The organism is Mixta mediterraneensis (assembly GCF_014946725.1).
GTDB classification, from domain to species: domain Bacteria; phylum Pseudomonadota; class Gammaproteobacteria; order Enterobacterales; family Enterobacteriaceae; genus Pantoea; species Pantoea mediterraneensis.
The window spans coordinates 341,321-363,195 of the sequence record NZ_JACFXY010000001.1 but is presented as its reverse complement, the minus strand read 5'-3'; the positions used below and the strand labels follow the sequence as shown (position 1 = coordinate 363,195).

The following is a 21,875-nucleotide window of genomic DNA, read 5'->3' as shown; positions in this document are numbered from 1 at the left end:
AATACCTCATTTAGTACTCAATGTGAGAACTAAAATATTAGTACTCTCCGTGAGGCTTGAAGTCAACACAAATGTGAGGCATGTTGTTCTCACAATTTTTTCAGGCGGCAGCGATGAGCAAAAGAGATGATCCACAACTACGGGTGCGTATCCCCGCAGAACTCAAGAGTGAGCTTGAGGAAAAAGCGCGTTTAAATAAGCGAACTTTGACTGCGGAAATCGTTGACCGGTTGGAAGCCACTTTGATACAAGACAACCATCTTGGTAACACTTCGACCGGGTACTATGTCATGGTTGACGTCCATGAGGCTGAGGTTATGGCGCGTGAGGAATTAGAAGAAAAATACGAACGTGAATTTGGTCTGGCTTGGGCCGATGCTAATAAAGATGAATTGCGGGATGCGGTCGAAAAACTCCACAATGTCCTCAGTAAGAGAAAGTGACCCCATCCTGTTCAAGGCTTTCACGTAGCCGCCTTGTGATCTCGGCGGTCAGTGTTCTGTCGTTATCAGAAGCTATTTTCTCCAGCGCATCTTTAAGTTCTTGCGGGATTCGTACCCGCAATTGCGGATCATCACGTTTACTCACAATATTCCCTCCAGATTTTTGCTATCCAGCACCACTACGGTAAAGCCCCGCGCCCGAAGCCGTTCATGTTCGCGCAACTGTTCGGGGCGTGGCTTTTCGCCGGGGGCTTTGCACTCGACGAAGACTGCCCGGCCACCCGGTAGCAGTACCACCCGATCCGGCCCCGCACGGCGACCGGGAGATAAAAACTTGTACGCGATGCCGCCAGCCTTTTTCACTCCCGCTACCAGATGTTTTTCGATGGTGGATTCACGGATGTAGGCCATCGATAACCGCCTCTTTGAGTTTTTCCCGCCCGACCTGCATCAGGCAAAAGTCGGAGCGGTTTTCGCTCCACTCTTGGTTAACTCCGTTGCGTGATAAGCGGCTGGCTTTTGTCCATACCTTTGCCGCGCGGCGATAGTCACCTTCACGTTCAATTTGCGCAGCCTCACGCGCAGCCCGGTAATACAGGGGGCTGTCGTAATTTTTAAAAGACATAAGGGTTGGCCTCGATCAGTTGATAACGCCGACGACTTCCTCATCGGTGTAAACATTTTCGCCGTTAATTTGAGACTGGTGGCACCGGACGAGCACGGCTCCCTGTTCACCCCAATCTTCACGCAGGGATTTCCAGGATGGTTTTTTATTACCGCAACACTCTAGTATCGCGGCCCGGTTAATGTCGAATTGTGCGCGGCCATCCATCACCACATACAGGTATTTCATAGGGTTAGTCCTTACGATAGTGATACGCCTCGAATCCGCCAGCAGATAGCGGCAGATCTAAAGCCCATGCGGGGTTAGTTGCGAGCAGAGTGCTCAGGTGTTCGTGGGAGTAATCGGCGGTGTCGGGGGCTTCCGTCAGCACTTCGTCATGCACCGTCAGTATGATGTCGTAACCGTTGTCCTCCACACAGGGCATATTCGCTGCCATCACATCACGGGCGGTAGCCTGGGTAACGTTCTCCGCCAGTTTGCCGCCGTAGGTTTGCAGGCGTTGCCATTTCCGGCTGTAGGTGTTGATGCCCATATAGCTGATCTTGCCGCTGTCGTCGATACGTGCGCCGGGGTAACAGACCGCTCGGCCGGAGGGAAGCTGGATACGAAGCCAGCTTCCATCACGGCGAAGTTTTAGTTTTCGGCAGGAAATTGTTATGCCGGGTGTAGCAATGGCGCGGCGGGTGGCCTGGTCGATCTCCTTCCAGAAGCTGAACGTTGCCGAGTGTGCTTCGCGCCAGAGCCGTTTAAAGGAGTCGCAAACAACATAAGCGCGTTTTGACAGCCCGTAGGTTCGCTTCTGTTTTACCGCCCATTCATATGCACGAACGGCTTCATCCAGTATGTGACGCGGAATGTTGTCGATAGCGGCAGAGGCCATTTCTTCGAGGTCGATGTTGTACGCCAGAGAGAATGTCAGAAATGCGCCAACGCCCCCTTCATAGCCCAGCGCCAGTTCCTGCACTTTGCCGACCTGACGCTGATCTTTGTCCACTTCATCCGGGTGGACGCCGAAAGATTTTGCATAGGCCAGTTTGTACAGGTCATGGCCAGCGCGGATTGCTTCACCTTTTTCATCGGTGCCGATGATGGTGTCATAATCTCGAAATGCCTGTAGCTTCCACTTCTCCCCGGCCAGCCACGCCAGTACGCGTCCCTCGATGTTGCTAAGGTCAGATACCACCAGTTTTTTACCCGCAGGGGCCATGATGCAGCCGCGCAAGGCTGAACTGGTCAACTGCATCACATCATCGTAAAGCAGATCGGCGCACCCGGCTTTCAGTGCTTCAATACCAAAATCAATGTCGTCCTGTTTTAGCGTAGGTCTGGGGAGGTTATCGGGCTGAAATATTCGCCCTGCCCAGCGACCCGTGCGGGAGGCACCGCAGAATTGTTTTGTCCCCCGCAAGCGTCCGTCGCTGCTGATACTTTTAAGCAACGCCTTATACTTACTGGTGCTGGTGGTGCAGGATTGCAGACGTACTGTTAGTAATTCTCGCAAAGCTGGTGGCGTTTCGGGATCGTCAATTCGCCGTTGTAACGTGCTGGCCTGCATATCGGGTAACTGGATATTAAATGCAGCGGAGATGTGGCGGAGCATGGCATCACGCTGTGTCGCTGCCTGAACATCGCCATCTGTCATAGTATGTGTCAGTCCCGCCAACCGTGATTGTTCTGCGTCGATAGCTACAATCGCTGCGTTAGCTAATTCAACATCCATGCAGATTCCGCGCCGGTTAATACGCTGGTCGAGATGCCAGAGTCGGGTTTCAAAGGCGTTGAGATTCCATCGTGGCATTTGCTTCCAGATTACCCGCATCGCTTCAATATCAGACTTGGCATATTCAACGAATCGTTGCCATTCGACGGGGTGGGTCTGGCTGGTGGCACGGTGAATCTTGCTGTTTTTCGGACGGGGTTTGCAAAATAGCTGAATTAGCTGTTTACCAGCTTTATCTTTTGCCTGATCTACCGGGACATTCAGTATTCCACACAATGTACCAAGCGAACCGGGGAGTCCATGCGCCAGCGCCTGTATCAGCGTATCGTGAACACGATCTAGCGGAATAGTGATCCCCATAGCGCGTTGAAGTATCACTGTGTCGAACATGCCGCCATTGTGCCAGACGGTCAGCACCTGTGGATCATCAAGTGCGGACTTTAGCTTTTCAGGCATGGGGGCTTTAGTTGTACAATCCCAAACCTGAACAGGCTGATTGCCGATAGCCCATGCGAACAACATTACTTCGGCACTCTCAGCATAGCGGTGGGTACCACAATTAATTGGCGTTGGGCTGTACGTTTCAAGGTCGCAAAAAAGAGGTTCTACACTCGTTCCCATTTGGCTACTTTCCTGTGATTGCATCGGCTGGCCTTTGCCGCCTGGGTGATTGAGGGGAATATCTCGCCAGTATCGGGGTTCTGAACGCGCACGGCCTGTTGGTTTAGTCCAGTAGCAACGGCATGGAGATGGTTCTCGCTGTAAGTGGCCCACTCCAGATTGGTGGCGCGATTATCAAGTTTGTTGCCGTTGATGTGATTTACTGTTGCGCCCTTACCGCTAATAAAAGCGCTGGCGACAAGAGTGTGTACCGTTTTGGCCTGGCGATGGCCGTTCAGATGCAGATGAACGAGTGCGTAGCCACTGTTTGTCACCTGCTGTGAAATAATGCGCGGTTTAGTTTGGCGGAATGCTTCTAAACCGTTTCGAAGTAAATATCTCTGCATAAATACCCGGCTTCGAACGTTACCCTGATCGCTGATTTCATATCGATCTTCATAGCCGGGAATAGATTTCCATATTTCAGACATGGTTAATCTCCGTATGGATTATTTCGGAGTTGGATGGTCGGTATATTTACGGGTGTCAGGGATAGTGCTTTTCGCGGACTGCGATAATTTCTTCTATGTACGGGTTATAAGGAAGGTTTTCGACAGTGAACTCACCTCTTTTTCGATGGCCGACTGAAAGAGCACGAGAGCCAATCTCATGCTTTTCCAGCCACGCATCCCCTATCACTTTCCCATCCTTAAATATTCGAGTTCTAACTGTTACCCATTCTGGCGCTTTTATAAAATGCCGTGGGCTACCCTTGGTATACTTCCATTCGGGCAACATTGTTAATTCCTCTCTTTGCAAAACACCCGGCATTTCGCCGGGTGGGGTGTTGTCGTTTAGGCTTGCGCGTCGTAGACGGTTGCTTCGGTCACACCGGCTTTAACACTCTCAACGACAGAGTTAAAGGCATCTTCGATCACGCGCTCCGGGTTGATGAGCTTGAAGGTAAAGGCCAGCTTACCTTCGCGCAGGCGGTAACGCAGACGAGCCTGCACCTCATATGATTCACCGTTATGGAAAGGTGCCAGGCCCAGCGTGATAACTTCCGGTACCTCAATGGTGCCTTTGTCGTTTTCATCGCTGTAGTTGAATTGAAACTCCCCGGTGGCGAGGCGGATAGCGGAACCAAATACTGCTTTGCGGATCACCTGGAATTTAGTCGCGATTTCCAGCAGTTCCGCACCGGTTGGGGTAACAATGTCGCCAGCGCGGTCTTCCAGAAATTCAGCGAAAGCCTCCTGCCCCATAGCGGTTTCATCATGTTCTTCCCAAATCTTCCAGGGTTTGGACTTCACGCACTGATAAACAGCGGAGTGGCTACACCAGTCTGGTGTGGCAGGATCGGCGTGGTAGTCTAGCTGGGCGGTTAACTTTGTCTGGTTGGCATCGGCCAGGATCACCGAGGCATCGGTTGCAAACTTTGCGCAGTACTGGATGAAACTATCAGCGGACAAGAGTTTTACGTTCTGGCGGATGCGGCGCGGCGCTGGAAGAAAGTGCTCAAGATCGGCCAGTTCGTAACCTTCTGGTAGGGCAACCGCTGGGTTACCGTGGATATCAAAAACCTGCTGGCTTTTTACAATGTCCTGAATAGTTTGAGCTTCGGTCATTTCTTTGTTCCTGTTTTGGATAAAAATAACCCGGCGCGTTGGCCGGGTGAGTGGTTTCCCCTGGTACTGGCTAAAAGGGTCAGATAACTTTACGCAGGCTGGTTTCCTGTTCTGGCAGGGTGCGCCGTTCCTGTTGTCCGGCATCAACCTGTTTCAGTTCGGTGCGTACTGTGCTGGGGTCGTCACGCAGCAGATCGCCATCCGCTGTCGAATACATAATGGTTTCGGCGCGTTCGCCCTCTGGTACTTTGCTGGCGACAACCGGGGAGATTTTCACTACGTCTTCGTTGGCTTTACTGAACATTGCCACTTTGAGTGTCAGTGTCAGGGAACCCGCTTTACCGGTTTCGCGTACCGCTTTCACTACCTCGGCCAGAACTTCGGTCAGTTCTTCATTCAGGGTGCCTTTGTTCAGGTAAACCAGTTGTTGGTTAAATGGGGTGGTATTCATCATGTGCTCACCTTTGAAGGTTGAACCCCGCTGGCGGCGGGGCTGGATGGGTTAGATCAGCGATTCGGCGTCAGCGCCTTCGCTCACATCGTCGAAATCGTCTTCGGTTGCCACGCCGCCGCCAGCGAATGCATCACCATCGCGACAGAACTGGACACCGCCGAGCGAAGCGTTAATACGTTTGCCAAAGTTGTTATCCATCGCCCAGATATCGATGGTGGCGTTAACATAGCAACCGGCATACGGCTTGCCATCGGCGGCGGTCAGCGCGGAACGATCGCGGTCGATAACCAGTGGCCGTGCTTTATTACTGGCAGAGACAAATTTATTACCGGGGTAGCCCTCGTATTCGGCTTTTTCATCGCCATCGTGCAGGCAGACTTTCAGGCCGGTGCGTAAGGATTTAAGAACGCTGTCGGCTTTCGGCCCCCATTTTTCTTTAGCTACCTGAGCGATAGCCGCTTCAATTTCTTTCACGCAGGGATGGTCTGGTGGGAAAATAAATGCGGCGCTAAAACGTGGCTCACCTTCACCGTTAACAGTTTTAGGTTCAAATAATGCCGGAAATGCCAGTCGCACGTTATTCAGTTTTACTTTCATAGATATTTACCTTTAATTCAAATGAGGGATTCAGCGGCTTCAACATCGTCAAAGTCGTTTGCAGGATTGATGTTTAAAGCTGGTTTGGGATCGGACTCTGGTGCTATTGTTGGTTTTCCATCAGGGCGGGTAATAATGGCTTCTACCTTCGCCCAGCGGCGCGGGTTGGCCTTTTTAATGAGTTTTTCAGCCTGCGCCGGGCTGATAACTTTGAAGGTATAAACTTCTTCCTTTTTATACCGGAACTGGTCTTTAAGCAGGGAAATTGCCTCTTCTTCACTACTCCACAAACGGTTACCTTGTTTACCCTGAACCAGTTTATAGCCGGAAACGGAGTGGCCATTTTGCAGCATGTTAAATGCCGCAGAGCGGACGCTTTTACACCAGCTTTCGATATGGTCAATCAGTGGTAGCGTTTCACCCAGCCATTTCCCATCCGATTCAGCCAGCTTCTGACGGGCGGTGGTCAATGCGTCTTCCAGAGGCGGCGGGTCGGATATTTCGCTGAAATCATTCATCAGCGCAGCCGACACATATTCCGCCTGCGCCTGGCATTTACCTCGCCGCTTGCACCAACGGCAGGTTTTCTCTCCGGGGTGGAATGCCGTTGCCGGAATAACATCGGGGCCGTTATCCCCTGCGTGGTCTGCCAGTTGCAGCACATCGGCAGCGATGGCTTTCACGTTCTGCCCGAACTCTTCCAGATTTTGTACGCTGCATTCGTACTCGCTGACGTGGTTGATGCGCGGCTGGTGGATAAACATTCGTACACGATTGATGTCGGCGATCAGACTGACCTGTTCCAGTGCTCCCAGCGCATAAATCATTAGCTGGGGGTTTTCGAACGCATCCACTTTCTCATAGCCATATTTGAGGTCGTGGATCTGCAATTCGTCGCCGATGATGATTACCGCATCAGAGGTACCAAACTGATCGGGTATACCGACTATGTGAGAGAAGTCACACTTCTGCTCCACCATGAGTATCGCGCTGGGTTGCTGCGCCAGCGTCCAGACCGCTTCAACATACTCACCCACCTTATCAACCATTTCCTGACTGACCTGCGGCCCCGGATTCGGTTTTGATGGATGCGCCAGCGGATAGGTTCCGAGATAGGTGCCAACGTCACAGCCTGCATATTCTGGTGGGTGTTTCTGTCGGTTACGAAGAACAATCTCCGCCAGAGTATGGGCTGCTGTGCCCTCTTCGGCATAACTCGTTGTTTCGTCAGTCTCAAACTGTTCTACGGCCAGTGCCGCCGTACAGTTGAGCCAGCGGTGTGCTGCTGAGGGGGATAATTTCGCATGTTGTTCCGGCATTGCTTACCCCTCCGCCAGCGCCTGTTCTGCCAGCATCACAACGTCTGCCAGATTTTCCTGGGGAACCTGACCCAGCTTCTGAGCGCCGAATTTGTTCAGGATTTCCACCGCTTCATTACGATAGCCGCCTGTTGTCAGCTTCATGACCAGAGTCCTGGCCTGTTCAAAAAGTGCTGCGGTGTCCTGCTCAGGCTCGGTAGTTTCCGGTTCTGGTGTTGCCTCCGGTTCAGCTTTCTGAGGTATCAGGCCAGCGCGTTTGTTGTACGGTGTTTTGATGTACAATTCGGCAAACGCCTGACGTTCGTCGATGGTTTCCATCGCACTCCAGTGCGCCAGCATGACGATACAGAGATCGAGTAGTACCGCACGTGTGGTGTTTTTCACCGCTTTGCAATCGATCAGCGCCAGGCTCAGTGCGTCAGTGAACTGATCGCGTTTGTTGCCATTCTCATACGCCCGTGCTTTATCTACCTGTTCAGTCGTGAGGTTCTTAGCTTTCGCGCCGAACAGATTGGCCAGCGCTGTGATAATGCGGATATCAAGTGATTCAATATCAGGTGCTTCTTTTTCGGGCTTCTCCTGCAATTGCAGGTATTCGACTTTGGTGATCTCAATACCAGCGTTGGCGTCGATTATCGCTTTCAGCGCGGTAGTATCATCCGCCACGCCGGTTTTTAGTCCGTCCAGGCTTTTCCACCAGAAAGGCCCCTTTCGTTCCTCTTTTTTGGCGCTGTCTGTTTTCGGTTGCGGCGGTGCGTCAGGCGCAAAGGTTTTGCCGCTCTGCATTGCGGCAATTAGCTGGCGCATTACCTCGGTATTTTCTTTAATGACTAATTCAAGGCTCATGGGGTACCTCAGATATAAAGGGTGATCGGGAAGTGGGCGTTGGGGTTTCGTTCCAGTTCATCGCGCTTACGCAACCAGCGCAGGCGGCGAACGGTGTTATTTACGGGGGCAGTGCCTAACGGGGCGTTTTTAACTTTTTCAGGCTGTTGCATCTGGTTGAATCCTCCTGACGTGCTGGAAACCGGATGGTGTCTGATTTATCTTCGTTCACACCATTAGTGGTAAGGGTTAAGAAATGGATACGAGTTCTTGGGAAAAATATGCTGTCTGCCCCATCTGTAAAAATAAATTCAGAATCGGAAGGCTTGTGCGTCATCTCAATCACCACAAGGGCATTACCAGAGAGCAAGAAGATTTAATTAGAAATGCCGCTATAGATTCCGCTAGCAAATCTATGATGGAAGAACGAAATTCCGCGATCAGCGCTAGCATTGGGATAAAAAACAACAGTGCTACCGATGTGATGACGCATAGAAAGCAGCACTATTACGCATCCCAACCTTTATCTGGTGGGGCGTTTGGGCAGGGCAAAAAGAAATAAAAGCACTTTATGAAGCGCCGCGATGGCGCTTGAAAAATGCTTTTAACTGACTCTACGTACCGTTATGCCCTCCGCTTTGATCGCTATGCTGGCGTATGTCTTGCCTCGCCTGTAGCACCTTCCTTGATGTCGCAGGGAGCGATCGCACTGCGCAATGTTTGTCCGGTATGCAGCGTCAGTTTCCAGATTGTTAAAGAGCGGTTCCGACGCATGGTTTAAAGTCGCGCCGTTCGACTATCAATTTTGAATTCTGGAAAAATTCAATAATGAATTTATAGTGAAACATGAATTCCCTGTCAATTCAAAAGTGAATTTATTTTTGCAAAAAATTACCGCCTCACAGGGCGGCGGGAAGAAAGGATAGTTGAATCAATCGCCTATGTAGAGGGAAGGTTTTGCTATTCCTGCGACATACTGAATGCTTTCGATCTCTTTAAGGGCAAAGCGTATAGGAAGGTGTTCTTCGTTTATCGACATAACCATGACTTCGGCATCGCGCTCGTAAAGAAAGGTTTTTACCATTACTTGTTCATCCTTGGTAATGACAAGTACCTCATCTCCCGGCAGGTAGCCGTGGCCAGGTTCAACAACGACATACTCACCGTCTTTGATGCGTGGCTTCATGGAATCACCAGAACAGCGAAGAGCATAGGCCCCCGGGTCCTTTGTTGGCCAGTTGATAAAGCCATCCCCATAGCCAACCGGATACTGAAGGTTTACCCAATGCCCCCCGTTACCCAGTTGTGCACCTCCTACGACAGGAACCTTTGTGAAATGAAGCAGTTCAGGTGAACTATTAACATTACATTCGGGTTTTAAGTCAATGAGATCCTTTTCCATTAGTTCTTCAACCTTAATTTTAAAGTAATCAGCAATACGCTTCAGCAGCGCATACTTCGGTTCTTTAATGTCTCCCGCGATCAGCCTGTGCATAGTGGGTTGTGGGATTTTAGTACTTTTTGCTAACTCAGTTACGTTCGCCACCCCTTTACGTTGCATCAGGAGGGTAATATTGGCGATTAGTTGATCTGTTGATTTGTTCATGCCTGTGTCCTTGTTGGGGTATCCAAGGCTGAATATTCTATATTGAATAGTGTACTCTGGCTTTTAATTCAAAACTGAATTATGATTTAATCCGGTATTGAATTTAAAAGTAGTGAGGAACTCTCTATGCAACCTCTTTCTCCCCAAGAAACGGTCAAGGCATTGATTGCATCAGGCCTTACGCAGGTTGAAATCCAGGCCCGCACAGGCATTAGCCAGGCATCAATAAGCCGTATCGTATCGGGTAAAAATGCTGACCCAAGGTTATCTGTTGTACGTACGCTGGAAAATCTATTCTCAGAAGTGAAAGCTCAAACAGCAGAACAAAAGGCTTAACCCATGCCTATACACTACTCAGTGGGGCAGGGAGCTACAGATAGCCGACCAGCCCCCGCGCGGGCGAAAGACTTTGCCGACTATCGGACGAAAGTTGAACGCTTGCGGAAAAATATTGGCGTCACTCACGATGATTCAAAGGACATCTTGTCCCGTAAAAAAAAGCGCCTGTCTTACCTTTGGGGGGCGATGCGCGACACGTCGAACGGGCGTAGCGCCGTTAATGCGGGTGACCGCGATGTAATATGGCTGGATATGGATGGTTGTTCAGAAGCCGACTGGCCCGCGTTACGCGATTCCGCGTCGGTATATCTTGGATTTGCCTATTCCACCGCCAGCCATGAGCACCCAACTGTAAACGGAGAACAACGCTGGCGTCTGTGTTTCGCGCTCTCCCACACCGTAGCAACATCCGATTATAAACGCCTGTGTGAAGCGATTGAGCGGGAGTTGATGGACTGCTACAGCCTGATTGGCGATGGCCCGGTTAAATGGGACAGATCGGTATATAACCTTGATCACATGGTGTATGCCCCCCATGAAAGCGCCGTTTTTATTGATTTTTCAGGCAAGGTAATTGACGTTGATATGCTGCTGGCAAGGGCTGGCGATGTGCCATCTCCGTCTGTATCTGATCACGCTAGTGATGATTTGTCGCGTCTCGTCGATCTGAATCACGTAACCCAGCAGACCTTTGACGATTTGCGTTCTGCGATGTGGCATCCCACTGTGCTGGCTGACGCACAACCTGAATGTGGCAGGCATAACGCCTGGGCGTCAATGGGGTGTCGCCTCGCATGGTTTATGGATACTGAATTTGAAGGACAGGCCAGAGATCTTTGGCTGGAATGGTCTGCTGCCGGTGGTGGGAGTGCTGCGGATATTGCGGAGGCTGAACGCCGCTGGGATGAAGGTAAGCTGACGGCAGATCGCACTGGTTTCCAGGCTATCTTTACCCGTGCGCAGCAAGCCGGATGGAAAAATCCTGCGGCTGAACGTATGCGCCAGTCCTCTGTCGCCAGCGTTGAGGACTTTGACGAACTCCCGCCAGAAGAACCCGAACAACCCCGATCATTTCCTCACTCAGGTGGATACGGTAAGCCGGGAAAGTTTATCGTTGAAGGGCTGGTACCCGTTGGCGTTGCCATGTTTTACGGCCCTTCATCCTCTTTTAAATCGTATTGCATCATATCGATTCTTTGTCGGGTAGCGATGAAAACGCATCGCTGGGCCGGGCGAAACATCAAAGGCGGTGCGGTTTTGTATGTTGCTGCTGAAGGTGGCAGTTCAGTTATGTCGCGTGTTGGTGCCTGGGCGGATAAATATAACGGCGGTAAACCGGTTGAACTTTTCTACACGTTGCCGCTGGCGGTCGATCTCTCTGTTCCGGCACGGGTCAGTGCCATCATCAAAGAAATCAGGCGGATTGAGCAAGTTACCGGTGAATCTGTAAGGATTGTTGCTGTTGATACTTTGTCGCAGTCAATGATGCAGGGCGACGAAAACAGCGCCAGCGACGTGGCAAAGTTTATGGCGGGTGCGACGCGGATCGTTAATGAGACTGGCGCAGCGGTGATCCCAGTACATCATAGCGGTAAGGACAGCAGCAAAGGAATGCGTGGCTCTTCTGCTGCTTTTGCTAACGCCGATGCGGTTATTCGCGTTGAGCGCATTGACGACGCGGTGAACCTTATAAATGAGAAGCAGCGTACCGGCCCGGCGCAGCCCGTCCGGGGCTATCTGGTTCCAACCGTCCAGTTGCCTGATGAAGTTATCGCCGGGTATGAGATGTACGATGATGAGTACACCAGTACCGAGGGGGATGTGTATGACCCCGTAAGGCTGACAACCGAACGCGTTTTCGAAGATGTTCCTCTGGCTGAGATTGATCCGCTGATGGCTAAAACCGATGCAGATATCAAAGGCAGCAGCGATGAATCGTGGGTGTGGGAAAAACTTGAAGCCTCTGGCGGTACTATTAACCGTTCGGTACTTCGCGAGATGTGGAAAGATGAGACAGATAAGAGCGCGGGCCAGTTCCGTACTGTTTTAGGACGCATGAAAGAGAAGGATTACATTGTAGAGCATGATGGCGTTATTAAAGATTCTCTTGGCGAGAGCGTGCCAGCTGGAGGGGATAAACTTGTTTAATCTTACCAATTCGCAAAAAACTACGAATTTGCATAAAAGTACGAATGCAAATCTTATGCAAAATATGCGCATAAATAATCAGTGCAACCAAGATTTTGGCATACAGGCGCAACACAAAGCGCAACAGCGCAACAAAAATTGTTGCTCCACTGATTTCAAAGGATTTTTTAAGAGCAACAAGCGCAACATGACGGCAAGCGTAGCGGCGCAACACAATACCCCTCTCCCCCCTTTAGGGGGGAGGGGGTTGTTGCGCCCGAGCCGTTGCGTTTTTCATTCACCGAATATACATATGCAATGCCTGAAATTTATTTAACCCACAAAGGAGTTACAAAATGGAAACTGTAAAAATTAGCGAAATGGAAAAGTTGGAAGTAGCACAAGGCTACGGGAGATCAGCAGCAGCAATTCGTTCAATAGTGACAGAACCATCCGGTAAATATTGGGAGGTATCGACTGTAGATACCGGTGATGCGTCAAAATGCCTTTGTTTTCGGAAAGTGGTTGCGTGGGCCACAGTGCTGGAAAGCAACTATCAGACCTTTGTCACGGATACACGTCCTTTGGTTTTTGAGGAAGAAGGCGGCGGCTTAGAACTTACTAATGGACGGGTAGTGGAACTTGCTGAAATCCCAGAGAATGCGGAGATACAAATTCCCGATATGCTGGTGGGTTGCCCCGTAAACGTTGCACCAAGCCAGTTTTATATAACCTGGACACCTGACAGCGAATAACACCAGATTTGTTGAGAAATGTTGAGGTCAAAAGCTATGCGCAGAAATATGCAAGAAGTTTTAGAACGGTGGGGCCGGTGGGCTGCGAGTGAAGAATACTGCTCACTGGTGGACTGGCCTGCGATGTCGGTAACACCCGGACGCAAACCCGAAGCTGGTAAGCCGGGCTGCTCCGACGAGGACGGAATGGCAATTGATACCTGCGTCGCGCATATGAGCACGGTACGCCATGCAGAAGACATCCTGATCCTGGGGCAGCGTTTCATCGGGGGCCATTCAACACGATTTATCGCAGAGGCTATGGATATCCCTAGGATGCAGGTTAGGGCGTCTCTCAATGCGTCAGAGGAGTTTTTAGAGGGATGTTTAGTTGCGATGGCTGTTCGACTTGATATGGACCCGATTGTTGTTTTGCCTGAACCTCTTGCGGGCGCCCAAAAACCTGTGCTAATCTTCTAGCATCTAGAATTATAAGTTAATTTTACGACCTCAATTTCAAAGCCTCGCTTCTTCGGATGCGGGGCTTTCGTGTTTCCGGGCTACTGAAAACATAAAACTGTCAAAAATGAGCCGTTCACATGCTGATTTGGTTGAACGCTAATAGTGGCGTTTTGTTATAAAAATGTTGCTGCCGTTTTTAGTCAAATAACGCCAGGAAAACATGTACTTTTGCGGCGTTAGGGTGACATTTTAAACGAGTGCATTTTTGCCGGTGCGGTTAAGAACCATTATGTTAAATAGCCCCCGTTTTGCTGATTTTTTCCGCCTGAATGCGACTTACCGCTTGCTGTGCTCTCTGGTCAGAGTTATTTGTGTGCCAACGCAATTAATTCAGGAATAAGACATGTTAAATCAGCAGGATATGACAGAAACCGCCGCCGCCGTGTATCACTTTCTGCCATCTGATAAATGGGTTACCGTCCGCGCTATGGTGGGTATTGCCTGAGTTTAACCGGCCAGCTTTCTTCGCAGCGGCAGCGGAAATTGCCGCATCTGGCGATACCCCACTGAATCCTGCTGTATTACCCGATGGGCTTAGTGAGGCTGATTACATGGCGATTTCCCTCGCGATGCTGCAACGCGCAGATGCGATTTATCTGCTTGATGGCTGGCGTTCTAGTGCTGGCGCACGCGCTGAATACGCTCTGGCTGAAAAGCTGGGGATCGAAGTGCTGTTTCAGGAGCTAATGCCGGAACAATGTTTAAAGCGGGGGTAGTGTTTCCCGCAATTATTTCAGGGCTGCGCTGAAGCGTGGCCTTTTTCATGTCTAGCGCCCGGCGTTCTGCCCTGCGGCGAACAAAGGAGAAAGAACAATGCCGGAACCGCTAACCACAGGTACCAGTGCGGCAACCTATATGATCGGCGGTATCACTATCGCAAGTTTATTCGCTGGTGGAGATACGGGGGTGATCATCGGAGCCTTTTCTGGTGCAGTCATTTATGTCTTGTCGGCGTCTGATTTGTCTATCTGGCAACGCCTGCTGTCGTTTCTTGCCTCGTTCCTTATCGGGGGGCAGACGGCGGGGTTTGTGACAGATGTTATCAACTATGTGACACCAGAAGTTATTCATGCGGAGCGCCCTCTGGGGGCTGTAGTTGCTTCGGCTATTGCTGTACGCGTGTTCATGTATATCAGCAAGCAGTCAGAGAATCCGGGGCAGTGGTTTAAAAAACTGCGAGGGGGTGGCGGTGATGGTCAATGAAATTTTCCTCATTGTTAATGCACTGGCTTGCGCTGTGATTGCGTTGAGGTTGATGACCTTTCGCAGGGCTGGGGGGACACACCGTCCCCTTGCTGCCTGGTGTGCCTATTTCCTTATTATTGCCTCCGCATCGGTACCTGTCCGTATTTTGACAGGTGAGTACGGTTGTGCGGACTGGTCAGAGACTTTTATCAATCTGGCATTTTGTGCCGCTGTTCTTGCTGCTCGCGGAAACGTTATGCGTTTTGCTAAACCATTAAGGTGATCCCATGCCTGATTATAAATTTAGTAAACGTAGTGAAAATAATCTGGTGGGAGTAAACGCCGATCTGGTGAAAATAGTACGGCTTGCGCTGACATTAACCACTGTTGATTTTGGTATTACGGAGGGCTTGCGCAGCCGAGAGCGTCAGAAACAATTATTAGCGCAAGGGAAAAGCCAGACTATGAATAGCCGTCATATTACGGGCCATGCGGTTGACGTAGTGGCATATCTCGGTAGTCAGGTTAGTTGGGAGTGGAAATACTACGAACAGATCGCTTCCGCATTTAAAGCAGCAGCAGCGGAACTTAATATTCCTGTTGAGTGGGGCGGAGACTGGAAAACGCTTAAAGACGGCCCCCATTTCCAATTACCACACCGGGATTATCCCGCATGAATATTTCATTCAGTTGGCGAACGATGGCTGTCGGAATACTGGTCGTTGGGATCGTCGTTGCGGGCCGGTTAGCGTTCCACTACCGCGAAAACTACCACCACGCCCTCGACAAGCAGCGCGAGTTTGCTCAACTGGCTGAAACCAGACAAAAAGCCATCATTGATATGCAGGCCAGACAGCGCGTTGTGGCGGATATTGATGCTAAATACACAAGAGAGCTAACAGATGCTAAGGCTACTATCAATCAGCTTGAGCGTAGCGTTAACGCTGGTACTCAGCGGCTGCGTGTCAACGCCAGTTGCAAATCCGTGTCCAGTCACACCACCACCAGCGGCCTGGATGATGGAACCCGCGCCGGACTTACAGACACCGCTCAACGGGATTATTTCACCCTCAGAAAGCGAATCGAAACAGCACGAAGTCAAATAGCAGGGTTGCAGGATTATATTCGTAATGTATGTCTTGCACCGAAAGAGTAGAGGAAATTTATTTTATGGCAAAAAGACTCAACGCTAAGAAAGAGCTTTTTTGCCGGGAATTTATTGTTGACCTAAAAGCTGGCCCGGCAGCGATCCGGGCGGGATATAGCAAAAAAACAGCCTATAGCGCGGGGCCTCGCCTGTTACTTGAACCTGAAGTTGTTCAGCGTATCAACCAACTGAAACAGGAACGTATAGAGCAATTAGGCGTTGATGCCAACTACGTTTTGCTACGTCTGGTTGAAATTGATCAGATGGATACACTGGATATTCTCAATGAAGATATGACCATTAAGCCGGTAAGTGACTGGCCTTTGGTCTGGCGTCGATATTTAAGCGGTTTCGACCTGGCTGAAATGTTTGAGGGCAGGGGGGATGAGCGTGAAATGGTTGGTATCCTCAAAAAAATAAAGTGGCCTGATAAGGTGAAAAACCTTGAGTTGCTTGGTAAGCATGTGAGTGTGCAGGCATTTCGTGATCAGATTAGCAACGAACTGACAGGTGCAAACGGTGGGCCTATTCAGCATACCCATACCGCATCGGAGTTAACAGATGAACAACTTGCAGCAATCATCGGTAATCAGTAAAGAAGATGCTGCCAAAGAACTGTTAAAGCGCCGTCATGCTCGCAGAGGTCTGCATGAATTTATTCAGTACATTAACCCAGAATATATTACCAGCCCGTTTTCTAAAACAGTTTGTGAAGCAGTGGATCAATTTCTGCTGGAGATGATGGAAGGTAAGCGTCCCGTTTTGATACTGGGTGCGCCGCCGCAACATGGAAAGTCTGATATTGTTTCTCGCTATCTTCCGGCGTACTTCTTTGGTAAATATCCTGATAAGCGTATCGGTGCTTTATCATATTCATCGGATTTAGCCGGGGATATGAATGCCGATGTGCAACGTATCATGGCATCAGATGAATATCGGTTATTATTTCCTGAAAGCTGGTCTGGTAATAAAGCCAAAGACGGTGTAGCAGTTAAACGTAATTCTGATGGATTTGGGATAGCTAACTACAAGGGTAGCTATGTTTGTGCGGGTGTCGGTGGGCCTTTAACGGGTAAAAAAGTCGACCTTGGTATTATTGATGATCCAATAAAGAACTCTAAGGAAGCACTTAGCCCTACCACTAAAAAATCTATCTGGAACTGGTATGTTTCGACTTTTAAAACCCGTTTGTCGAAAAATAGCGGTGAAATCATTATGGCAACCCGCTGGGCTACCGATGATTTATCCGGCCAGGTAATAGAGAAAACGCAGAAAGCTAAGGTGTTAGCCTTTCCCGCTATTAATGCGCAGGGCGAAGCGCTGGTTCCTGAATTACACCCGCTCGATAAGCTGTTAGAGACGAAAGCTATTTTGGGCGACTATTTCTGGTCGGCAATGTACCAGCAATCGCCCAAACCGGGTGACGGACAGATATTCCAGGAAGGTTGGGTCAGATATTACTTACCTAAAGATCTGCCAGCCAAATTCGATACCGTTATCCACAGTTGGGATATGACCTTTAAAGACAGCGAAGGAACGGACTATGTTGTCGGCCAGGTATGGGGCAAAAAAGACGCCAACGCCTACCTGTTGTATCAGACACGCGCCCGCATGAGCTTCACACAGACGTTAAAAGCGGTTAAACGTCAGTCTGATATGTTCCCGGAAGGTCGTCGAAAATACGTTGAGGACAAAGCTAACGGGCCTGCTGTTATCGATTCGTTGAAGTCCACGGTATCCGGCCTGATCCCTGTCGAGCCGGATGGTAGCAAAGTCGCCCGTGCTCATGCGGTAACGGCTGAGTGGGAATCAGGCAACGTACTCCTGCCACACCCGAGTACGGCCCCCTGGATAACTGAAACCGTCGAGGAAATTACCACATTCCCGTTTGGTGCTCACGACGATACGGTTGATGCCATGACCCAGGCGCTACGCAAGCTATACACCAAAAAAGGCAGTTTCTTTACAACGAAGAGGTAACTATGTGGCCGTTTAAGAGGCGTAAAAATCAGGTCGCGCCGGTTAAACGGTCGGCGTTCACCACTCAGCTTTACCCCGCACTGGCGCGTTCGGAGGGATTTAACGGTCTGGACTTACCGCAACCTGTTATTAGCGGTGTGGCGATGGACTCCATCGATGGTTCCGTGCCTGCATTTAAAGGTGGGAATGTTTACGGTGTTCCCGAAGCACAGGCTATGTGGTACGCCAGCCAGGGCTTTATCGGCAACAATATGTGCGCGGTGATAGCCAAACACTGGCTGGTGGATAAGGCGTGTAATATGCCCGCGCGTGATGCTATCCGGCAGGGCTATGACCTGGACTGCGACGATAAAGATGTCGCTAAATTGCTCATAAAACGCAGCAAAAAATACCGCATCAATCAGGCGATGAAAGAGTTGATCCATTTTGGTCGCGTATATGGTGGTCGTCTGGCGCTGTTTGTCGTTGAGACTTCAAACCCCAAAGAGTGGTATGAAAACCCCTTTAACATCGATGGTGTGGTCAGAGGAAGTTACAAGGGTATCAAGCAGATCGACCCGCAGTGGGTGACGCCTGAACTGACGGAGGCCAATCTGCAAGATCCGGCAGGGCTGGATTTTTACGAACCCACGTATTACGTGATCGCCGGTCGCCGGTACCATAAATCGCATTTTGTTAAATTCGTGCCCTTCCCGGTACCGAATGTTCTCAAGCCGACCTACAACTATTTTGGCGTATCCGTGCCTGAGCGCATCTACGAGCGCGTTTATGCCTCAGAACGTACAGCTAACGAAGCCCCTGAACTGGCGATGACCAAGCGTCTGTTGACGATGGGTATCAGCGATCTGGAAAGCGCAGATAAAGCGACCGTCAGCGAGAATATGTCCTATTTCATTGAAATGCGTGACAACTACGGCGTTCACGTTACCGGAAGTCAGGATACCGTGCAGCAGTTTGATACCTCACTGGCCGATCTCGATGCCACCATTATGACGCAATATCAACTGGTCGCGGCGGGTGCGAATGTTCCGGCCACAAAACTTCTTGGCACTACACCGAAAGGCTTTAACGCCACGGGGGAGTACGAGGAAGCCAGCTATCGCGAGGAACTGGAGAGTATTCAGTCGAACGACCTTGAAGAACTGTTACAGCGCCATTTCGATATGTTGTTGCGTAGCGCGGGCCTGCCCGTTGTTGAGGTCAGTATCAACTGGAAACCGCTGGATAGCCCGACCGCAGCAGAATATGCCGATATTGAACTGAAACAGGCACAAACAGCCTCTGCATATGCTACAGCCGGAGCCATTGACGGCTACGACATTCGTAAAAAGCTGGCGGCGGATAAAGAGTCGAGTTACTACGGGCTGGACATGACCGATGAAGAAGAAAATCAGATTCCGGGAGAATCGGGCGCGATGGGCGGCATCCCGTCAGGCGGTAATGAAGGGGAAACCGCTGGCCTATCCAGCCGCCCCGGCAACACGCTACAGCCAGGCTATGTCGCAACTGGTGCGCCAGATGATAGCTGACTATCAGGCAACCTTTACCCAACTGAATGACGACTTTGCGCCGGTTGGTATGGATGCCAGCGTTGCCAGCCAGACCCGTATCTGGCTGAACCGCCTGAAACGTAAATGGGACGGTATTTTCAACAAAAAAGCGGCAGAAATAGCGGATAAGTTTGTTTCCCAGACCGATCTGGCCGCGCAACGCAACCTGGACGATTCACTAAAAACGCTATCCGGGGGGCTGACAATAAAGACGCCAGATATGCCGGGTGAGATGAAAGAGCGTTTAACCGCTGCCACCGCAGAGAACGTCGCGCTGATTAAAACCATTCCTGAACAGATTCATCGCAGGATTGAAGGCGCTGCGCTGCGATCCGTCAGCCACCCAGGCGAGGGAGCCAAAACCCTTCTCGACGAAATCAGGCAAACCGGCACGGTGACAGAAAAACGGGCGCAGTTTATCGCTGTGGATCAGAGCCGGAAAATCACCACGGTATCTAACTATGAGCGGATGAAATCAGCCGGTATCCGTAAAGCAGTCTGGCATCACTCAGCCGGTAGCGCTGAACCCAGAGAACTGCATCTCAGGTTAGACGGCCAGACGTTCGATCTGGATAACCCTCCTGTTATTGATGAAAAAACCGGTCAGCGTGGCCTACCCGGTACGTTGCCTAATTGCAAATGCTTCTGGACGCCGGTTGTGGATTTTGGTGACACCTCATGAACGAAACTAAACGAACGTATGACCTCAATGGCTGGCTGGAAGTAAAAGACAACCCCATCTCAAAAGTTGGGGTTTTTGATTATCTGGGGGCTGAAATTAATGCTCCTGACCCCAGCCGTATCTATCGTGTCTATCGACCGGAGGAGGAGCTACGTAGCATCGATACGATTAACTCTTTCCGGCTGATGCCCTTCATTGATGAGCACGAAATGCTGGGTAAAGACGCCACCCCTGCTGAGAAAAAAGGGATACAGGGCGTCATTGGTGAAAATATCTGGTTCGATTACCCCTACTTACGGGGAAACATCAAAATTCTATCTAACTCCGCCCTGAGCAATATCAGCAGCGGAAAAATAGATTTATCTCCCGGCTATCGATGCCGCTATGACTTCACCCCTGGCAATTTCAACGGCCAGCCCTATGACGCTGTTCAGCGGCATATCAGAGCAAACCACCTTGCGCTGGTGGACGAGGGGCGAACTGGCCCCGATGTCTCCGTGCAGGATCACGTTATAACCATAGATACCAAGGAACTCATTCGCATGAATCCAGATGATGACAAAAACAAGCCCACAACTGATGACGGTGGTTTTACCCCCGAACAGGTTGAGCAAATCAAACAGATTGTTGTGGCAGCGCTGGCGGCGGGTAAGCCAACTACGGACGATCCCGATCCGACTGCACCCGCAGACCCTGCTGACCCCGTTGATCCGGCAGCAGCAACCGAAGGGGCAGCAGCGGCAGAAGAAGGCGCGGAGGCGGCGGTAGAAGCGGCTGAGGCAGCAGCGGAGGCAGCAGAAACCGGGGAGCCTGGCGCTATCGAAAATGCTGAAACGGCTATCGAGTCGGCAGAATCGGCTATCGAGGAGGCGAAAGAGCAGCTCGACCAGGCTACCACTGACAGTCTCAGTCGTCGGCTTAAACGCCTGCGCAGAAGTATTGGCACGGTTGATACCATCGCCGCGCTGAAACGCAAGGTGGCAAAACTGGAGAAAAGCAAACCGACAATGGATACCGGTGCGTTGCTGAAACAAATCGGTGCCCGCGATGAACTGGCGCGTAAGTTAACGCCATTCGTTGGTGTGTTCGATCATGCGCCCATGACTGCGCAACAGGTCGCAGAATATGGCGTTGAAAAGCTGGGTATCCAGTGTGGTAAAGGCACTGAGGCTATCGCGCTTGATGCGTGGATGCAGGGACGAGTACCGGATTCCCAAAAGCCGTCTGTTGCGATGGATAAGGCCGTCAGCAACCAGTCAATTTTAGATAAATGGGGCGATAAATAATGGCAATCCCTAAATCTGTAGCAAACGGCATGATCTCCGGCGTAGTCGGTGAAGTCAGCCACTTTGGCCCACTTCGCGCCACCAGTGCCGTTCTGGACTCAGCCGACGAAAAAAAGAATCTGTTTGGTCTGGCCTATACCTACAAAGACGCCAGTGTTGAATCTGTGCAGCCGGGCGGTAATGGGGCGTTTGCGGGGATCATGATTAACCCGAAAGCGTATCGTATCGAGACCGAATATGCCCGCAACGGGACTCAGGGGGAGTTTCTCACTATGGGAGAGGTATACGTCGAAGTTAGCGAATCGGCTAACGCAATTAACATGCCAGTGGTGTTTAACGCTGACGGCGAACTGACCGCTAAAGCCACACTGGTCGCCGGAGACAAAGCGATTGGCTTTGTATCACGTCACGTTGGTTCTGCTGAAACACCCCATCTCTGTCTTGTTCGCCTGACCGAGATCCCATATCCAGATCGAGCCATAACCCCTGAACCGTAATCGGAGAGT

32 protein-coding genes are annotated in these 21,875 nt (G+C 50.6%); 17 read left to right on the top strand and 15 right to left on the bottom strand.

Annotation, left to right across the window (positions count from 1 at the left end):
* Positions 1–113 precede the first annotated feature (113 nt).
* The gene (locus H2P46_RS01845; protein WP_193403524.1) at positions 114–443 is read left to right on the top strand and encodes an Arc family DNA-binding protein; all 330 of its coding nucleotides are present in this window, start codon (positions 114–116) and stop codon (positions 441–443) included.
* Here H2P46_RS01845 and H2P46_RS01840 read toward each other — a convergent pair.
* From H2P46_RS01840 to H2P46_RS01780, 13 genes are all read right to left on the bottom strand, one after another.
* Positions 427–588, bottom strand: a complete 162-nt coding sequence (locus H2P46_RS01840; protein WP_193403523.1) for an Arc family DNA-binding protein — start codon at positions 586–588, stop codon at positions 427–429. The two genes, H2P46_RS01845 and H2P46_RS01840, sit on opposite strands and share 17 nt — an antisense overlap.
* The gene (locus H2P46_RS01835; protein ID WP_193403522.1) at positions 585–854 is read right to left on the bottom strand and encodes a PDDEXK family nuclease; all 270 of its coding nucleotides are present in this window, start codon (positions 852–854) and stop codon (positions 585–587) included. Before H2P46_RS01835 ends, H2P46_RS01840 begins: the two co-directional genes overlap by 4 nt.
* Positions 838–1,068, bottom strand: coding sequence for an ANR family transcriptional regulator (locus H2P46_RS01830; protein WP_193403521.1), 231 nt, complete (start codon positions 1,066–1,068; stop codon positions 838–840). The genes H2P46_RS01835 and H2P46_RS01830 overlap by 17 nt, the downstream gene beginning before the upstream one ends.
* A 15-nt stretch (positions 1,069–1,083) precedes the next feature.
* A complete protein-coding gene (locus tag H2P46_RS01825; RefSeq protein WP_193403520.1) occupies positions 1,084–1,296 on the bottom strand; it encodes a hypothetical protein in 213 nt (70 codons plus the stop codon).
* Positions 1,297–1,300: 4 nt separating this feature from the next.
* Entirely contained in the window at positions 1,301–3,409 is a 2,109-nt protein-coding gene (locus tag H2P46_RS01820) for a DNA polymerase family A protein (RefSeq protein ID WP_193403519.1), read from the bottom strand.
* On the bottom strand, positions 3,394–3,879 hold the full coding sequence (locus H2P46_RS01815; protein ID WP_193403518.1) for an NUMOD4 domain-containing protein: 486 nt from the start codon (positions 3,877–3,879) through the stop codon (positions 3,394–3,396). The genes H2P46_RS01820 and H2P46_RS01815 overlap by 16 nt, the downstream gene beginning before the upstream one ends.
* Before the next feature lie 55 nt (positions 3,880–3,934).
* Positions 3,935–4,186: a hypothetical protein gene (locus tag H2P46_RS01810; RefSeq protein WP_193403517.1), complete on the bottom strand. Its 252-nt coding sequence runs from the start codon at positions 4,184–4,186 to the stop codon at positions 3,935–3,937.
* A 56-nt stretch (positions 4,187–4,242) separates the two neighbouring features.
* Positions 4,243–5,016 (bottom strand): YfdQ family protein, encoded by a 774-nt coding sequence (locus H2P46_RS01805; protein WP_193403516.1) that lies wholly within the window; start codon positions 5,014–5,016, stop codon positions 4,243–4,245.
* 79 nt (positions 5,017–5,095) lie between these two features.
* On the bottom strand, positions 5,096–5,470 hold the full coding sequence (locus H2P46_RS01800) for a hypothetical protein (protein ID WP_099705601.1): 375 nt from the start codon (positions 5,468–5,470) through the stop codon (positions 5,096–5,098).
* 48 nt (positions 5,471–5,518) lie between these two features.
* A complete protein-coding gene (locus tag H2P46_RS01795; RefSeq protein WP_193403515.1) occupies positions 5,519–6,067 on the bottom strand; it encodes a DUF2815 family protein in 549 nt (182 codons plus the stop codon).
* A gap of 17 nt (positions 6,068–6,084) precedes the next feature.
* Positions 6,085–7,386 (bottom strand): DUF2800 domain-containing protein, encoded by a 1,302-nt coding sequence (locus H2P46_RS01790; RefSeq protein ID WP_193403514.1) that lies wholly within the window; start codon positions 7,384–7,386, stop codon positions 6,085–6,087.
* 3 nt (positions 7,387–7,389) lie between these two features.
* On the bottom strand, positions 7,390–8,232 hold the full coding sequence (locus H2P46_RS01785) for a hypothetical protein (RefSeq protein ID WP_193403513.1): 843 nt from the start codon (positions 8,230–8,232) through the stop codon (positions 7,390–7,392).
* A gap of 8 nt (positions 8,233–8,240) precedes the next feature.
* Positions 8,241–8,384, bottom strand: a complete 144-nt coding sequence (locus H2P46_RS01780; RefSeq protein ID WP_193403512.1) for a hypothetical protein — start codon at positions 8,382–8,384, stop codon at positions 8,241–8,243.
* Positions 8,385–8,467: 83 nt separating this feature from the next.
* Between H2P46_RS01780 and H2P46_RS01775 the strand changes: the two genes are divergently transcribed.
* The gene (locus H2P46_RS01775; RefSeq protein ID WP_193403511.1) at positions 8,468–8,773 is read left to right on the top strand and encodes a hypothetical protein; all 306 of its coding nucleotides are present in this window, start codon (positions 8,468–8,470) and stop codon (positions 8,771–8,773) included.
* A 369-nt stretch (positions 8,774–9,142) separates the two neighbouring features.
* On the opposite strand, the gene H2P46_RS01770 is transcribed toward H2P46_RS01775, so the two are convergent.
* Positions 9,143–9,817 (bottom strand): S24 family peptidase, encoded by a 675-nt coding sequence (locus H2P46_RS01770; RefSeq protein WP_193403510.1) that lies wholly within the window; start codon positions 9,815–9,817, stop codon positions 9,143–9,145.
* Between the two features lie 126 nt (positions 9,818–9,943).
* Between H2P46_RS01770 and H2P46_RS01765 the strand changes: the two genes are divergently transcribed.
* Both H2P46_RS01765 and H2P46_RS01760 read left to right on the top strand, forming a co-directional pair.
* Positions 9,944–10,153, top strand: a complete 210-nt coding sequence (locus tag H2P46_RS01765) for a helix-turn-helix transcriptional regulator (RefSeq protein WP_193403509.1) — start codon at positions 9,944–9,946, stop codon at positions 10,151–10,153.
* Positions 10,154–10,156: 3 nt separating this feature from the next.
* On the top strand, positions 10,157–12,304 hold the full coding sequence (locus tag H2P46_RS01760; RefSeq protein WP_193403508.1) for an AAA family ATPase: 2,148 nt from the start codon (positions 10,157–10,159) through the stop codon (positions 12,302–12,304).
* On the opposite strand, the gene H2P46_RS01755 is transcribed toward H2P46_RS01760, so the two are convergent.
* Positions 12,252–12,518, bottom strand: coding sequence for a hypothetical protein (locus H2P46_RS01755; protein ID WP_193403507.1), 267 nt, complete (start codon positions 12,516–12,518; stop codon positions 12,252–12,254). The two genes, H2P46_RS01760 and H2P46_RS01755, sit on opposite strands and share 53 nt — an antisense overlap.
* 121 nt (positions 12,519–12,639) lie before the next feature.
* Between H2P46_RS01755 and H2P46_RS01750 the strand changes: the two genes are divergently transcribed.
* From H2P46_RS01750 to H2P46_RS01690, 13 genes are all read left to right on the top strand, one after another.
* Positions 12,640–13,038, top strand: coding sequence for a hypothetical protein (locus H2P46_RS01750; protein WP_193403506.1), 399 nt, complete (start codon positions 12,640–12,642; stop codon positions 13,036–13,038).
* An 18-nt stretch (positions 13,039–13,056) separates the two neighbouring features.
* Positions 13,057–13,497 carry an antiterminator Q family protein gene (locus H2P46_RS01745; RefSeq protein WP_338103629.1) on the top strand — a complete coding sequence of 147 codons (441 nt, stop codon included), beginning with the start codon at positions 13,057–13,059 and terminating at the stop codon, positions 13,495–13,497.
* 479 nt (positions 13,498–13,976) lie between these two features.
* Positions 13,977–14,255, top strand: coding sequence for a DUF4406 domain-containing protein (locus tag H2P46_RS01740; protein WP_202987307.1), 279 nt, complete (start codon positions 13,977–13,979; stop codon positions 14,253–14,255).
* A 97-nt stretch (positions 14,256–14,352) separates the two neighbouring features.
* Positions 14,353–14,742: a putative holin gene (locus H2P46_RS01735; protein WP_160620754.1), complete on the top strand. Its 390-nt coding sequence runs from the start codon at positions 14,353–14,355 to the stop codon at positions 14,740–14,742.
* A complete protein-coding gene (locus H2P46_RS01730; protein WP_193403931.1) occupies positions 14,732–15,007 on the top strand; it encodes a phage holin family protein in 276 nt (91 codons plus the stop codon). Before H2P46_RS01735 ends, H2P46_RS01730 begins: the two co-directional genes overlap by 11 nt.
* A gap of 4 nt (positions 15,008–15,011) precedes the next feature.
* Positions 15,012–15,401: a M15 family metallopeptidase gene (locus H2P46_RS01725; protein ID WP_193403504.1), complete on the top strand. Its 390-nt coding sequence runs from the start codon at positions 15,012–15,014 to the stop codon at positions 15,399–15,401.
* Positions 15,398–15,880 carry a lysis protein gene (locus H2P46_RS01720; RefSeq protein WP_238938912.1) on the top strand — a complete coding sequence of 161 codons (483 nt, stop codon included), beginning with the start codon at positions 15,398–15,400 and terminating at the stop codon, positions 15,878–15,880. The genes H2P46_RS01725 and H2P46_RS01720 overlap by 4 nt, the downstream gene beginning before the upstream one ends.
* A gap of 14 nt (positions 15,881–15,894) precedes the next feature.
* A complete protein-coding gene (locus tag H2P46_RS01715; RefSeq protein ID WP_193403929.1) occupies positions 15,895–16,467 on the top strand; it encodes a terminase small subunit in 573 nt (190 codons plus the stop codon).
* Positions 16,433–17,851, top strand: coding sequence for a phage terminase large subunit (gene terL, locus H2P46_RS01710; protein ID WP_193403503.1), 1,419 nt, complete (start codon positions 16,433–16,435; stop codon positions 17,849–17,851). The genes H2P46_RS01715 and terL overlap by 35 nt, the downstream gene beginning before the upstream one ends.
* A gap of 2 nt (positions 17,852–17,853) precedes the next feature.
* A complete protein-coding gene (locus tag H2P46_RS01705; RefSeq protein WP_193403502.1) occupies positions 17,854–19,380 on the top strand; it encodes a phage portal protein in 1,527 nt (508 codons plus the stop codon).
* A complete protein-coding gene (locus H2P46_RS01700; protein ID WP_193403928.1) occupies positions 19,370–20,083 on the top strand; it encodes a phage minor head protein in 714 nt (237 codons plus the stop codon). The genes H2P46_RS01705 and H2P46_RS01700 overlap by 11 nt, the downstream gene beginning before the upstream one ends.
* Entirely contained in the window at positions 20,080–21,369 is a 1,290-nt protein-coding gene (locus H2P46_RS01695; RefSeq protein WP_193403501.1) for a DUF2213 domain-containing protein, read from the top strand. The genes H2P46_RS01700 and H2P46_RS01695 overlap by 4 nt, the downstream gene beginning before the upstream one ends.
* On the top strand, positions 21,369–21,866 hold the full coding sequence (locus tag H2P46_RS01690) for a structural cement protein Gp24 (RefSeq protein WP_193403500.1): 498 nt from the start codon (positions 21,369–21,371) through the stop codon (positions 21,864–21,866). Before H2P46_RS01695 ends, H2P46_RS01690 begins: the two co-directional genes overlap by 1 nt.
* The last annotated feature ends 9 nt before the right edge of the window (positions 21,867–21,875 follow it).